At 71.0% G+C, this 13,176-nt stretch carries 11 protein-coding genes; 7 read left to right on the forward strand and 4 right to left on the reverse strand.

All coding sequences use genetic code 11. The features are described from left to right. Positions 1-75: 75 nt before the first annotated feature. Positions 76-1,920, forward strand: coding sequence for a glycoside hydrolase family 3 protein (locus FBY41_RS19830; protein ID WP_141846430.1), 1,845 nt, complete (start codon positions 76-78; stop codon positions 1,918-1,920). On the opposite strand, the gene FBY41_RS19835 is transcribed toward FBY41_RS19830, so the two are convergent. Together FBY41_RS19835 and FBY41_RS19840 are read right to left on the reverse strand one after the other, a co-directional pair. Next, a complete protein-coding gene (locus FBY41_RS19835; RefSeq protein ID WP_141846432.1) occupies positions 1,908-2,156 on the reverse strand; it encodes a DUF2630 family protein in 249 nt (82 codons plus the stop codon). The genes FBY41_RS19830 and FBY41_RS19835 overlap by 13 nt on opposite strands. 168 nt (positions 2,157-2,324) lie before the next feature. Next, positions 2,325-3,485, reverse strand: coding sequence for a LacI family DNA-binding transcriptional regulator (locus tag FBY41_RS19840; RefSeq protein ID WP_141846434.1), 1,161 nt, complete (start codon positions 3,483-3,485; stop codon positions 2,325-2,327). 175 nt (positions 3,486-3,660) lie between these two features. Between FBY41_RS19840 and arfA the strand changes: the two genes are divergently transcribed. Genes arfA through FBY41_RS19870 form a run of 6 tightly spaced genes read left to right on the forward strand, consistent with a single transcriptional unit; the run spans position 3,661 to position 11,756 of the window. After that, positions 3,661-5,265: an arabinosylfuranosidase ArfA gene (gene arfA / locus FBY41_RS19845; protein WP_141846436.1), complete on the forward strand. Its 1,605-nt coding sequence runs from the start codon at positions 3,661-3,663 to the stop codon at positions 5,263-5,265. Beyond that, complete coding sequence (locus FBY41_RS19850; protein ID WP_221629366.1) at positions 5,262-6,605, forward strand: ABC transporter substrate-binding protein; 1,344 nt, start codon at positions 5,262-5,264, stop codon at positions 6,603-6,605. The genes arfA and FBY41_RS19850 overlap by 4 nt, the downstream gene beginning before the upstream one ends. A gap of 4 nt (positions 6,606-6,609) precedes the next feature. Continuing rightward, positions 6,610-7,578 (forward strand): carbohydrate ABC transporter permease, encoded by a 969-nt coding sequence (locus FBY41_RS19855; protein ID WP_141846438.1) that lies wholly within the window; start codon positions 6,610-6,612, stop codon positions 7,576-7,578. After that, entirely contained in the window at positions 7,575-8,402 is an 828-nt protein-coding gene (locus FBY41_RS19860; RefSeq protein WP_141846440.1) for a carbohydrate ABC transporter permease, read from the forward strand. The genes FBY41_RS19855 and FBY41_RS19860 overlap by 4 nt, the downstream gene beginning before the upstream one ends. Positions 8,403-8,412: 10 nt before the next feature. After that, positions 8,413-10,722: a family 43 glycosylhydrolase gene (locus tag FBY41_RS19865; protein ID WP_141846442.1), complete on the forward strand. Its 2,310-nt coding sequence runs from the start codon at positions 8,413-8,415 to the stop codon at positions 10,720-10,722. 23 nt (positions 10,723-10,745) lie between these two features. Beyond that, a complete protein-coding gene (locus tag FBY41_RS19870) occupies positions 10,746-11,756 on the forward strand; it encodes a glycoside hydrolase family 43 protein (protein ID WP_260439934.1) in 1,011 nt (336 codons plus the stop codon). Positions 11,757-11,927: 171 nt separating this feature from the next. Here FBY41_RS19870 and FBY41_RS19875 read toward each other — a convergent pair whose 3' ends face one another. Beyond that, complete coding sequence (locus FBY41_RS19875; protein WP_141846446.1) at positions 11,928-12,623, reverse strand: zf-HC2 domain-containing protein; 696 nt, start codon at positions 12,621-12,623, stop codon at positions 11,928-11,930. Beyond that, entirely contained in the window at positions 12,620-13,108 is a 489-nt protein-coding gene (locus FBY41_RS19880; protein ID WP_141846448.1) for a sigma-70 family RNA polymerase sigma factor, read from the reverse strand. Before FBY41_RS19880 ends, FBY41_RS19875 begins: the two co-directional genes overlap by 4 nt. Between the last annotated feature and the right edge of the window lie 68 nt (positions 13,109-13,176).

The following is a 13,176-nucleotide window of genomic DNA, read 5'->3' on the forward strand; positions in this document are numbered from 1 at the left end:
CCCTAGACCTCGTGGCCGCCCGACCGCACGCATCGGGCGGCCACGAGATTCCCCACCGAACGAAAGGCCCCACCCGTGCGCCCCGAGCTCAGCACGACGGAGGACGGCGTCGCCTACCGCGACCTCAACGGCAACGGCCGGATGGACCCCTTCGAGGACCCCCGGCTGTCGGTGGAGGAGCGGGTGGAGGACCTCGTCGGCCGCCTCTCCCTCGAGGAGAAGGTCGGCCTCATGTTCCAGACGGTGATCGAGGCCGGTGCCGACGGCTCCCTCATCGAGGAGCCGGGCGCCATCAGCAAGTCGCCGACGACCACGGTCGTGCGTGACAAGCACCTCAACCACTTCAACGTCCACGCCCTGGGCGACCCCCGCCTCGCGGCGCGGTGGAGCAACCGGCTGCAGGCGCTCGCCGAGACCACGCCACACGGCATACCGGTGACGATCTCCACGGACCCGCGGCACGCGTTCATCGAGAACGCCGGCGTCTCCTTCTCCGCTGGCGCCTTCTCGCAGTGGCCGGAGCCGTTGGGGCTGGCCGCCCTTCGCGACCCCGCAGCTGTCAGGGCCTTCGCCGACATCGCCCGGCAGGAGTACGCCGCCGTCGGCATCCGGGCGGCCCTGCACCCCACGCTCGACCTCGCGACCGAGCCGCGGTGGGCTCGCCAGGCAGGCACGTTCGGGCAGGACCCCGATCTCGTCACAGAGCTGGGGGTGGCGTATCTCAAGGGCTTCCAAGGGGATTCGCTCGGTGAGACGAGTGTCGCGTGCACGAGCAAGCACTTCCCGGGCGGCGGCCCGCAGAAGGACGGCGAGGACGCACACTTCCCCTACGGTCGCGAGCAGGTCTACGGCGGAGGCAGATTCGCCGACCATCTCAAGCCGTTCCCCCCGATCGTCGCGGCCGGCACCGCAGGCATCATGCCCTACTACGGTATGCCGATCGACCTCGTCATCGACGGAGAGCCCATCGAGCCAGTGGGTTTCGGCTACAACAAGCAGGTCGTGACCGGCCTGCTGCGCGAGAAGCTCGGCTACGACGGCGTCGTGGTCACCGACTGGGAGCTCGTCAACGACAACCACGTCGGCGACCAGGTCCTGCCCGCCCGCGCCTGGGGGGTGGAGCACCTCGACCCGCACGGTCGCATGGAGCTCATCCTCGAGGCGGGCGCCGACCAGTTCGGGGGTGAGGAGTGTGTCGAGATCCTGCTCGACCTCGTCGCCCGAGGCAGGGTCACCGAGGGCCGCATCGACGAGTCAGCCCGCCGCCTGCTCGCCGTGAAGTTCCGGCTCGGCCTCTTCGACAACCCCTACGTCGACGAGGACGCCGCAGCCGCGACCGTCGGCCGGGCCGACTTCCGCGAGCAGGGCCATGCCGCCCAGGCGCGGTCGGTCACCGTGCTCGCCGCGCGCGCCGACACCCTGCCCCTCGGGTCGGGTCTGCGCGTCTATGCCGAGCGGGTGTCGGACGAGGCGCTGGCGGGGCACGGGTTGACCCGCGTCGAGCGGCCCGAGGACGCCGACATCGCCCTCGTGCGCCTCATGGCCCCCCACGAGCCGCGCTCCGACCTCTTCCTCGAGGCGTGGTTCCACCAGGGCTCGCTCGACTTCGCGCCCGGGCTCGTGCACCGTCTCGCGCGGATCGCTGCGGTCTGCCCGCTCGTCGTCGACGTCGTCCTCGACCGCCCGGCCGTGCTCTCACCCCTGCTCGACACGGCCGCGGCCGTCGTCGGCACCTACGGCAGCAGCGACGACGCCCTGCTCGACGCGCTGACGGGTGTCATCCCCCCGCGGGGCCGGCTGCCCTTCGACCTGCCCCGGTCGATGGAGCAGGTGCGCCGACACCACGAGGACGTGCCCGGCTACGACGACCCGCTGCTGCCCTTCGGGCACGGGCTGTCGCTCCCGCCTCAGCCGATGTAGCCCTCGACGGTGCGCTCGGACCGCACCTGCGCCTCGTCGGGGTTCTCGCCGAACTCGCGCTTGGCCCGGCGCTGGCGCAGCAGGTCCCAGCACTGGTCGAGCTCGACCTCGACCTGCCGGAGGCGGGCGTTCTCCTCGTCGCGAGAGATCGAGCCGGCCTGGAGGGCGCCGCGCAGCTGGTGCTCCTCGTCGATGAGCGAGCTGATGCGGTGAGCGATCGTCGTGTCGTCAGCCATGTCGACACCTTCGCACGCGCCCGCCCGTGCCGTCGAGCGCCGTTCGGCCCTTCCGCGCTCGCCCGTGGACGGTGAACACGGGGTGGGTGGCCGGCAACGACGGATGGATGGGTGACGATCTGCCGGACGTCGAGGACCCGGTCGTCTCCGGGTCTCCGGTGTCGCGCCCTACGACTCCGCCGACCCCGTCGACCGCTTGACGCGTCTTGCGCTGTTGCGGCGTGACGTGGCGCTGACCGAGTCCGGCGGCTGGAGCGGCCGCTTGCGCCGCTCCGGCGGCGGGGAGCCGGCGCGGTCCTGACCGCCCGCCCGTCGACGTCTGCGCCGCGGGACGCCGAGCGTCGTCTCACGCGCCTCCAGCGTCCAGGCGACCCGCACCTCGCGTGCCGGGCTCTCGTCACCGGAGATCCGGCGCGAGAGCAGGTCGAGCGCCTCGCGCGCCAGCCCGGTCAGGTCGGGCGAGATCGTCGTGATCGTGGGGTTGGCGAAGCGGGTCTCGGCGATGTCGTCGAAGCCGACGAGGGCGACGTCCTCGGGCACCTTCACCCCCGACTCGACGCAGGCGCGCAGGGCCCCGATCGCCATGAGGTCGTTGAAGCAGAAGACGGCGTCGGGCGGCTCGGGCAGCTCGAGCAGTCGCAGCATCGCCGCGTGCCCGTCGGCCCGGTCGTAGTGCGGCACGTCGATGACCAGGGTCGGGTCATAGGGGAGGCCCGCCGCCCGCAGGGCCTGGCGATAGCCGCGCAGCCGCTCCGACGCGGTGCCGCGCACCGCTTCGCGTCCGACGGCGGCGATGCGCCGGCGGCCCACGGCCACAAGGTGTTCCGTGGCCGCGCGTGAGGCCGCGACGGAGTCGACGGCGATGTGGTCGAAGCCGGTCGGCACGGGGCGCTCGCCGAGCAGCACCATGGGCAGGTCGTCGTCGCGCCGGCTGATCTCCTCGGCCGAGAGCGCGAGAGGCGAGAAGATCACGCCGTCGATGACGTGCGAGCGCATGCCCTCGAGCACGACGCGCTCGGCGTCGGCGTCTCCTCGGGTGACATCGAGCAGGACGATGAAGCCGAGGGCAGAGGCCTCCTCGGTGATGCGGGCGGCGAGCTCGGCGAAGTAGGGGGAGTCCATCGCCGGGACGGCGAGGGCGAGGAAGCCGGCCCGCCCGTGCTTGAGGCTGCGGGCAGAGAGATTGGGCCGGTACTTCAGCTCCGCCATCGCCTTCTCGACGCGGGCGCGGGTCGACGGCTTGATGTGTGGGTAGTTGTTGAGCACGTTCGATGCCGTCTTGACCGACACGCCCGCGCGCTCGGCGACGTCGCGAAGCCGTGCAGCCATTCGTCCTCCACCCGTCGGATCACCCACCCCAACGCTAGCGAGTGGACACCGCCACGGTTCCACAACCTGGCGACAGGGTCTGGACAACGGAATGTTAACCGTTGTAGAAATGGCGCCATCGCAGAAAGTCAACCGTTGTAAATCGGTTGGCCCACGGCCAGGTCAAGGAGGACCCATGGGCGCGGCATCCGTGCGGCTCGATCCCGCCTTCACGGTGGGGCCGCTCAACCGCAGGATCTTCGGCACCTTCGTCGAGCACATGGGTCGATGCGTCTACACCGGCATCCACGAGCCCGGCCACCCCACTGCCGACGAGCACGGCTTCCGCACCGACGTGGCCGAGCTGGTGAGTGAGCTCGGGCCCACGATCGTGCGCTACCCGGGCGGCAACTTCGTCTCCAACTACCGGTGGGAGGACGGGGTCGGGCCCAAGGAGGACCGGCCCACCCGGCTCGACCTCGCGTGGCGGTCGATCGAGACCAACCAGGTCGGCACGGACGACTTCCTGTCGTGGGCGTCGCGGCTCGGCATCGAGCCGATGCTCGCCGTCAACCTCGGCACCAGGGGCCTGACCGAGGCGATCGAGCTGCTCCAGTACTGCAACGCCGAGCCCGGCATCGAGCTGTCGGACCGTCGGGTCAAGAACGGCCACCCAGACCCGCACGACGTCCGGGTCTGGTGCCTCGGCAACGAGATGGACGGGCCGTGGCAGATGGGGCACAAGACCGCCGAGGAGTACGCTCGCCTCGCCGAGGAGACGGCCCGCGCCATGAGGCGCTTCGACGACTCCCTCGAGCTCGTCGCCTGCGGCTCCTCGAACCGTTCGATGCCCACCTTCGGCACGTGGGAGCGCGTCGTGCTCGAGCGGTGCTTCGACTTCGTCGACCACATCTCGGCACACGCCTACTACGAGCCGGTGGACGGTGACGTCGACTCCTTCCTCGCCTGCGCCGAGGACATGGACCGCTTCATCCGTGCGGTCGTCGCGACGGCCGACCACGTCGCCGCCGTCAAGGGATCGGACAAGCGGGTCAGCGTCTCCTTCGACGAGTGGAACGTGTGGTTCCAGGCACGCTTCGACGGCGAGAGCAGCCTGGCCGTCCGCGAGGCGCCCGAGCTCATCGAAGACGTCTACTCGGTCACCGACGCCGTCGTCGTCGGCAGCCTGCTCATCACCCTGATGCAGCACACCGACCGGGTCTCGATGGCGTGTCAGGCCCAGCTCGTCAACGTCATCGCCCCGATCGCCACCCGGCCCGGTGGCCCCGCCTGGCGCCAGGCGATCTTCCACCCGTTCGCGCTGACCGCGCGGTATGCCGCCGGCACCGTCCTGCGCCCTGCCGTCGTCTCCGACGTGGTGCAGACCCAGGCCTTCGGCGCCGTCGACCAGCTCCTCACGACCGCGACGCTCGACCCCGACACGGGCGACCTCGTGGTGTTCGCCGTCAACCGCAGCCGCACCGAGGACTGCGCGCTGACCATCGACCTCGACGCCCTGGCCCACTCGGTCGCGAGCGTCGGGAGCACCGGGAGCACCGGGAGCACCGGGAGCACCGGGAGCGTCGGGGGAGCAGGGGGCCGGGCGGCATACCCCTCCGGTCGTCGGCTGGAGCACCTGACCCTGCACGACGCCGACCCGAACGCCCACAACACCGAGGCAGAGCCGGAGCGCGTCGTGCCGCGCGCCGGCGACGCCGTCCTCGACGGCGGCACCGTCCGAGCCGTCCTCCCGCCCATCTCGTGGCACTGCATCCGCATCACCGAAGGGAACAACTCATGAGCACCCCATCCGGCCCCCTCACCCGCCGACGCATGCTGACCGGGGCCCTCGGGCTCGGAGGCGCTATCGCCCTCGGAGCCTGCGGCAGCGGATCGGGCAGCGTGCCCGGCCAGGCCCCCCAGACGGTCGGCGGCGGTGGCGCCACCGGCTACAGCGGCCCGAAGGTCTCCCTGGCCTTCTGGAACGGCTTCACCGGCGGCGACGGGCCGTACATGAAGAAGCTCGTCGACCAGTTCAACGGCGAGCACCCCAACATCGCCGTCAGCATGAACACGATGCAGTGGGCCGACTACTACACGAAGCTGCCCGCAGCGGTGACCGCGGGCAAGGGCCCGGACATCGGCATCATGCACGTCGACTCGGTCGCCACCAACGCGGCGCGCAAGGTGATCCAGCCGCTGGACGACGTCGCGAGCGCTCTCAAGATGACCGAGTCCGACTTCGCACCGGTGCCGTGGAAGGCGGGCATCTACAAGGGGCAGCGTTACGCCATCCCGCTCGACGTGCACCCGCTCGGCTTCTTCTACAACAAGTCCGTCATGGAGCAGGCCGGCCTCGACCCCGAGAAGCCGCCGACGAACGCCGACGAGTACGGCGCGGCCCTCGACGCGATGAAGGCCAAGGGCGTGCAGGGTCACTGGGCGAGCCCCTTCCCCTTCACCGGCGGTCTCACCGTCCAGGCGCTCATCTACCAGTTCGGTGGCTCGCTCTTCAACGACGACGGCACCCAGGTGCTCTGGGCCGAGGAGCCCGGCGTCAAGGCCATGACGTGGTTCCAGGACCTCGTCAAGAACGGCCACTCGGCGGCGAAGATCGCCCAGGACGCCGACCTCGTCGCCCTCGAGAACGGCAAGACGGCCTTCAACTGGAACGGCATCTGGACCATCAACACCCTCGGGGCCAAGACCGGTCTCGAGTGGGGTGTCGCCCCGCTGCCCAACATCGGCGGCACCAAGGCGGCGTGGGCGGGCTCGCACCAGTTCGTCCTGCCGACGCAGCGCACGCCCGACGAGAACAAGGCGGTCGCCTCGCGCGTCTTCCTCAACTGGATCAGCACCAAGAGCCTCGAGTGGGCCAAGGCCGGCCAGGTGCCGGTGCGCAACAGCGTCCGCGAGTCGGCGGAGTTCAAGGAGCTCACCGACCAGGCGGCGCTGGCGAGCCAGATCGACGACCTGCACTTCCCGCCGACGGTGGCCGGCATCGGCGACGCCATGCCGGAGTTCGACAAGGCGCTCAACCTCGCCATCAACGGCGGGCAGGACCCGGCCAAGGTGCTGTCCGACGCGGCTGCCCGCGCCACGAAGATCCTCGAGGCCAACCAGAAGAAGTACGGCGGCTGACGACATGGCTGTGACGACGACACAGCCCCCGAGACCCGCCTCGGGAGCGGAGCCCGCGCCGGGCGGGCGCCGCTCCCGAGGTCGGACCAGCGGCATCCACGGGTCGCGGTGGACCCCCTACCTCTTCCTCGCGCCCTTCCTCGCGCTCTTCACGGTCTTCGTCCTCGTGCCGGGCGTGCTGGGGGTCTGGATCTCCCTGCACAGCTGGGACTTCCTCCTGCCCAACAAGCCGTTCGTGGGCGGCCAGAACTACGTCGACCTCTTCGACAGCTCGTCGGTGCAGTTCGAGTCGTTCTGGAACGGCATGAAGGCCACCGCCTTCTTCGTGCTCATCAGCGTGCCGTTCCTCGTCGTCCTGCCGCTCCTGCTCGCGATCCTGCTCAATCGCAGGTTCCCGGGGCGCACCTTCTTCCGCGCCATCTTCTTCGCGCCGTTCGTGCTCGGCGTGGCCGTCATCGGGCTCATGTGGGCCTACCTGCTCGACCCGTCCTTCGGCCTCGTCAACGGACTGCTCGGCGCGGTCGGCCTGCCCGACGACACGGCGTGGACGACCTCGCAGCCCTACGCGTGGATCTCGCTGGCCGGCGTCACCATCTGGTGGACGATGGGCTTCAACGCCGTCATCTACCTCGCCGGCCTCGGCGACATCCCGCCCGACCACTACGAGGCGGCAGAGCTCGACGGGGCCTCGGCCTGGCAGCAGCTGCGCTACATCACGATCCCCGGGCTGCGGCCCGTGCTCATCTTCGTCGTCATCACGACGATCCTCGCCAGCGCCAACATGTTCGGCCAGAGCTACCTCATCACCCAGGGCGGGCCGGGTGACACCACGCGCACGGCGATCATGGTCATCACCGACCTCGGCCTGTCGCAGTACCGCATGGGCGAGGCGTCCGCCATGAGCTACGTGCTCGCGGTCTTCCTCTCGCTCATCGCCCTCGTCAACTTCTGGGCCCTCAGGGAGAAGAAATGAGACGCCGCAACGGGCCGCTCTTCTGGGCAACCCTCGCCATCCTCACGGTCGTCTTCGTCGGACCGCTGCTGCTCATCCTGCTGACGTCCTTCAAGACGCAGAGCGAGGCGCGTTCGGTCCCACCGACCTGGATCCCCCAGGAGTGGACCCTCCGGGCCTACGACGTGCTCTTCTTCCAGGACGCCGCCAGCCCGGTTCTGCGGTGGTTCGCCAACTCGATGGTGGCCGCGACGCTCCACTCGGCCCTCGTCGTCACGGTGTGCTCCATGGCCGGATATGCCTTGGCTCGCATGGAGTTCCGCTTCAAGAAGGCGATCTTCGCCGGAATCATCATGACGCTCTTCGTGCCCGGCTTCATCTTCCTCATGCCCAACTTCCTCATCCTCGACCAGCTGGGCTGGCTCGACACCATCTGGGCGCTCGTGGTGCCGGGTGCCGCCGGAGCCTTCGGCGTCTTCTTCATGCGCCAGTTCTTCATCGGCCTGCCCAAGGAGCTCGAGGAGAGTGCACGCCTCGACGGCGCCAGCCCCTTCCGCACCTTTCGCTCGGTCGTGCTGCCCAATGCCCGGCCGGCCCTGGTCACCCTCGCCGTGCTGAGCTTCCTGGCCAACTGGAACGACTTCATCTGGCCGATCTACGTGCTTTTCTCGCCGGAGCGGCTCACCCTGCCGGCCGGGCTCAGCCGGCTGCAGGGCGCCTACACGATCGACTACCCCGTCGTCATGGCGGGCGCCATGCTCGCCGCCATCCCTGTGCTGCTCATCTACTCGTTCGTCCAGAGATACGTCATCGAGGGCGTCGCCAGCAGCGGCGTCAAGGGCTAGGAGAGATTCGATGTCCCGTCCACCCCGCACGACCCGACGCGGCCGTCGGATGACCGCCGTGCTGGCGGCGCTCGCCGCACTGGGTGCCACCGCCGCCACCACCGCCACCACCGCCACGGCCACGTATGCCGCCGAGCCGGGCCCCGCGGCATACGCCAACGCCGTCTCGGACCCGTTCTCCGACACGTTCGCGGACCCAGCCGTGATCCGCGGCCGCGACGGCTGGTGGTATGCCTACGCGACGTCCGACCCGCTGCGCGCGGGAGATGCGCCGGGCGCGATGCACATGGCGCGCACGCGCGACTGGTCGAGCTGGGAGTACCTCGGGACCGTCTTCGATGCGGGCAACCGCCCGTCGTGGGCGACCCCGACCGCGGGACTGTGGGCGCCCGACATCCGTTACGTCGCAGGGAAGTACGTCCTCTACTTCACGGTGACCGACACGACCCTCAACCCCGGGGACGACTCGGCGATCGGCGTCGCGACGGCAGCCTCGCCAGCCGGCCCCTGGACCGCGACGGACTCGCCGGCCGTGCCCCCACGCCGGGCGCCCGGGGGCGGCTTCCTCTGGACCTTCGACCCGGCCGGCTTCACCGACGTCGACGGCCAGCGCTACCTCTACTTCGGCAGCTACTTCGGTGGCCTCTGGGCCACGCGCGTCTCGCCGGACGGGCTGACCCCGGTCGGCACGGCGACGCAGGTCGCGATCGACAACCGCTACGAGGGGTCCTTCGTCGTGCGCCACGACGACTGGTACTACCTCATGGGCTCGGCCGCCAACTGCTGTGCCGGCCCCACGACGGGCTACTCCGTCTTCGCCGGCCGCTCGCGCTCGCCGTTGGGGCCGTTCGTCGACGCGGAGGGCACGTCGCTACTCACCTCCCGCGTGGGCGGCACGATCGTGCTGACGCAGAACGGCAACCGCTTCGTCGGGGCCGGCCACCACGCCGTCATCACGGATGCCGAGGGCCGTGACTTCATCGCCTACCACGCCCTCGACCGCACCAACCCGTGGCTGACGTCGACCTTCGGCATCAACCGCCGGCCGATGCTGCTCGACCGTCTCGACTGGGTCGACGGCTGGCCACGGACCCGTGCGGGGGCGGGCCCCTCCGACACCCCGCAGCCCGCCCCGATCCTGTCGTCGGGACTCGGCATCACACCGACCGATCCGGCGGCCGGGGGCTTCCGGCGGATGGCCGACGGACCGAGCGACCCGGTCACCGGCGACACCGGACTCGTGCGCGGCACCGCGTCGACGACCTCGTCGGCGCCGGCCGGTCCGCTGCACGTGCGGCTCGACCACCGCGGCACCGAGCCGCTCCGCCTCCTCGTCGGTCGCGACCCGGCCGTCAAGGTCACGCTCGACCCGAAGGGGGGCCGTCTCACGGCCCAGGTCGACGACGGCACCGTCCGGTCGTCGACGACGGCGCTTCCCGTGCTCCCTGCACAGGCTTGGCGCACCCTCACCGTCGACCTGACGGCGGGTGGTCTCACCGCCGAGGTCACCGAGAGCGACCTCGCCGACGTCCTGGCGCGCGTCCACGTGTCGGGCGACGCGCGTCCGGGCGCGGCTCCGGTGCGGCTCAGCAGCAGCCGCGCCGTCGTCGACAACGTCGTCGTCAACCCGGCAGCCGCGGACGCTGCCACCCTCGCGCCCGTGCCGGTGGCCGGGGCGCTGCTGGCGTCGGAGGACTTCGACGACCCGAGCCTCAGCGGCTTCACGTGGGTGCGGCGCAACCCGGCGGTCACCGTCTCCGGGGGGAGCCTGCGGTGGCCCGTCGAGGGCACCGACCTCGTCGGCGGCGGCAACACGGCGAGCGTGCTCCTGCACGACACCCCGGGCGACGGGGACTGGATCGCCGAGGCGAAGACGACGCTCGACCTCGGCACCGACGCGGTGCGCAACTACCAGCAGGTGGGACTCGTGGCGTACGAGAACGACGACGACTTCGCGCGCCTGTCGGAGGTCGCCATCTGGAACACGCGCCAGACCGAGTTCGGCCGCGAGACCGCTGCCGACCCGAAGGACCCGAGCGGGCCCACGAGCTATGGCGGAGCCATCGTCGGCACCGCGGCGCCGACCCTCTGGCTGCGGCTCGCCCACCACCGCAGTCCCACCGGTGAGCACCTCTACCGTGCCGGCACGAGCAGGGACGGAGTGACGTGGACGTGGGGGGCGACCTGGTCCTTCCGCCCCGGCACGAACCCCCGCATCGGGCTGGTCGCCCATGGTGGCGCCGCTCCGGCCGTCGTCGCGCACGTCGACCACCTGAGGTTCTATGCGTCGAGCTGGCCCGCCGACCCGGGCGCAGGATGAGGGTCCTCCGCCGACGACTGACCGTGACCGCAGCCCTCGGAGCCGTGCTCCTCGCGGGGTGCGGGAGGGCGACCGAGACCACCTCTGGAGGCAGCGTGACAACACCGGCGAGCACATGGGCGAGCAGGCCCGCAGCGGCCGCGACGAACCCCGTCTGGCCGAGCAACTTCCCCGACCCGCAGATCCTGCCCGACGGCGACGGTTGGGTCGCCATCGCGACGAACGGCAACGGCATGAACGTGCAGACCCTCGTCAGCGACGACCTCACGTCGTGGACGCAGGGCAGCGACGCGATGCCCGAGCTGGCGTCGTGGACCACGCCGGGCAAGGTGTGGGCCCCGGAGGTGCACCGCTTCGGCGACCGGTGGGTCATGTACTACACGACGACGGCGCCCGACCCGAGCATCCAGTGCATCGGCCTCGCCGTCGCCGACGACCCCAAGGGTCCCTACCGCGACACGGGCAGCACACCGCTCGTCTGCGAGCAGGACCAGGGCGGGTCGATCGACGCCTCGCCGTTCGTCGCCGCGGACGGCACGGCATACCTCTACTGGAAGAACGACGGCAACGCCGTCGGCGTCGACACGTGGATCTCGGTCCAGCGTCTCTCAGCCGACGGCATGCGGCTCGAGGGTGAGGCGAAACGACTGATCCGCCAGGACCTTCCGTGGGAGGGGCACCTCGTCGAGGCGCCCTTCGTCTGGGAGCGCGACGGCGTCTTCCACCTCTTCTACTCCGCCAACGACTACGGCAGCGACCGGTATGCCGTAGGGCACGCGACGGCGTCGTCGCCGACGGGGCCGTTCACCAAGGACGCCGAGCCGGTCCTGACGAGCACCGACGTCGCGGCCGGGCCGGGCCACTGCGCCCTGTTCGACAAGGACGGCCGGGTGCTCATGGTCTACCACGCATGGGCGCCGGACGCCGTCGGCTCCGAGGTGCCGGGCCGGACGATGTGGCTGAGCGAGGTCACGTTCGACGGGACACAGGTGTCGGTGACCCCGGCGCAGAGCCGGCTCCCGGCCGGCCTGTGAGTCGCCTCCACGATCGTGGGGTGGGGACGTATCAGGGGCCGCCCGGCGTGCACTGATGCGCAGGGGAACGGTGCGGGGCAGGGGGCCGCCCCGCACCGCCCCTCGACGTGCAGCGGGCGCCGGGTCCGGCCAGGGAGCGGACCCGACGCCCGCTCGGCCGCGCGGCCGAGCTCAGGTCGTCGCCGAGGCGAGCACCTGTCCCGCACCGTCGCGGATCTCGAGCCGTCGGATCTCGTCGGGTCGCAGGGCGGTCGCCCCGGTGAGCCGGGAGTATCCCGTGGGGGTGCCGAGCCATGACGCTGCCGCGGTCGAGGCTCCTTGGCGGTCGATGACGTAGAGGGTCAGCTGCCCGGCCGTCGGCATGTCCTCGCAGTCGAGGTCGAGCTGGGTGCCCCAGCCCCGGGTCACGAGGGCGACGTCGACGCGGACCGACGATCCCGGTGCGGGCGACGCGACGACGTGGGTCGTCGGTAGATCTGGAGGAGCGGTGAGCCGCGGGCCGAGCCAGAGGCCGGCGCCGAAGAGGACCGTCGCAGCGGCCGCAGCCACGGCGGCGAGCCACCGGCGCCGGGTCCGTCGCTTCTGGGCGACGGCAGAGAGCAACCGGGCGACGCGCGCGTCGTCGACCCCGTCCGGCGCGTCGACAGCGACTGCCTCCGCGGCTTCGGCATCAGGCGAGAGGTGGGGGCCGCCGGCCGGCCCGGCGAGGTCGAGCAACCGCGGCAGCCCCGACACCTGCCCCAGCTCGGCCTGGCACGCGGAGCAGCCGCGCAGGTGCTCGGTGAAGGCGCGGTGGTCGGCATCGGACAGTCCTCCGAGCAGGTAGCCGCCGAGGAGGACGTGCAGGTCATCGGATCCGACGGTCATCTCGTCACTCCCATCTCGTCGAGGATGGCGCGCAGGTTGCGCACGGCGTAGTAGGCCCGTGACTTCACCGTGCCCTCGGGTGCTCCGACCCGCTTCGAGGTCTCGGCGATGCTCAGACGCTCGTAGTAGAGGCAGCGCACGACGTCTCGGTGATCGGGCTGCAGCCGGCCGAGCGCCTCCTCGACGAGCACCTGGTCGAGTGCACGGTCGAGGTCGGCGTCGTCGACGGGTAGGTCGACGAGGGCGGTCTGCTGCGGCCGTCGGGTCGCGGCGCGGTGCTGGTCGACGATGAGGTGCCGGGCCGTCGTGATCAGGTAGGCACGCAGGTTGTCGGTCTCCGGCGCCTGCCGCCACACCCGCAGGATCACCTCCTGCACGATGTCCTCCACGCGGTTGGCGTCGCTCGTCGCGCGCCAGACGACCCGGCGCAGCATCGGGCCGTGCTCGCGGTAGATCGCCGCGACCGCCTCGTCGTCGAGCGACATGCCGGCCCACCTCCTCACTGGTGCTCCCGGTCCAAGGACGTCGTACCGCCCATCGTGGTTCACCGGTG

Origin of the sequence: Humibacillus xanthopallidus (assembly GCF_006716675.1) — a bacterium.
Taxonomy (GTDB): Bacteria; Actinomycetota; Actinomycetes; order Actinomycetales; family Dermatophilaceae; genus Humibacillus; species Humibacillus xanthopallidus_B.

Coding starts and splice junctions, on each gene's coding strand:
- FBY41_RS19835 (WP_141846432.1), bottom strand. CDS start 2,156: ATGGCTGACGACACGACGATCGCTCACCGCATCAGCTCGCTCATCGAC.
- FBY41_RS19840 (WP_141846434.1), bottom strand. CDS start 3,485: ATGGCTGCACGGCTTCGCGACGTCGCCGAGCGCGCGGGCGTGTCGGTC.
- arfA (WP_141846436.1), top strand. CDS start 3,661: ATGGGCGCGGCATCCGTGCGGCTCGATCCCGCCTTCACGGTGGGGCCG.
- FBY41_RS19850 (WP_221629366.1), top strand. CDS start 5,262: ATGAGCACCCCATCCGGCCCCCTCACCCGCCGACGCATGCTGACCGGG.
- FBY41_RS19855 (WP_141846438.1), top strand. CDS start 6,610: ATGGCTGTGACGACGACACAGCCCCCGAGACCCGCCTCGGGAGCGGAG.
- FBY41_RS19860 (WP_141846440.1), top strand. CDS start 7,575: ATGAGACGCCGCAACGGGCCGCTCTTCTGGGCAACCCTCGCCATCCTC.
- FBY41_RS19865 (WP_141846442.1), top strand. CDS start 8,413: ATGTCCCGTCCACCCCGCACGACCCGACGCGGCCGTCGGATGACCGCC.
- FBY41_RS19875 (WP_141846446.1), bottom strand. CDS start 12,623: ATGACCGTCGGATCCGATGACCTGCACGTCCTCCTCGGCGGCTACCTG.
- FBY41_RS19880 (WP_141846448.1), bottom strand. CDS start 13,108: ATGTCGCTCGACGACGAGGCGGTCGCGGCGATCTACCGCGAGCACGGC.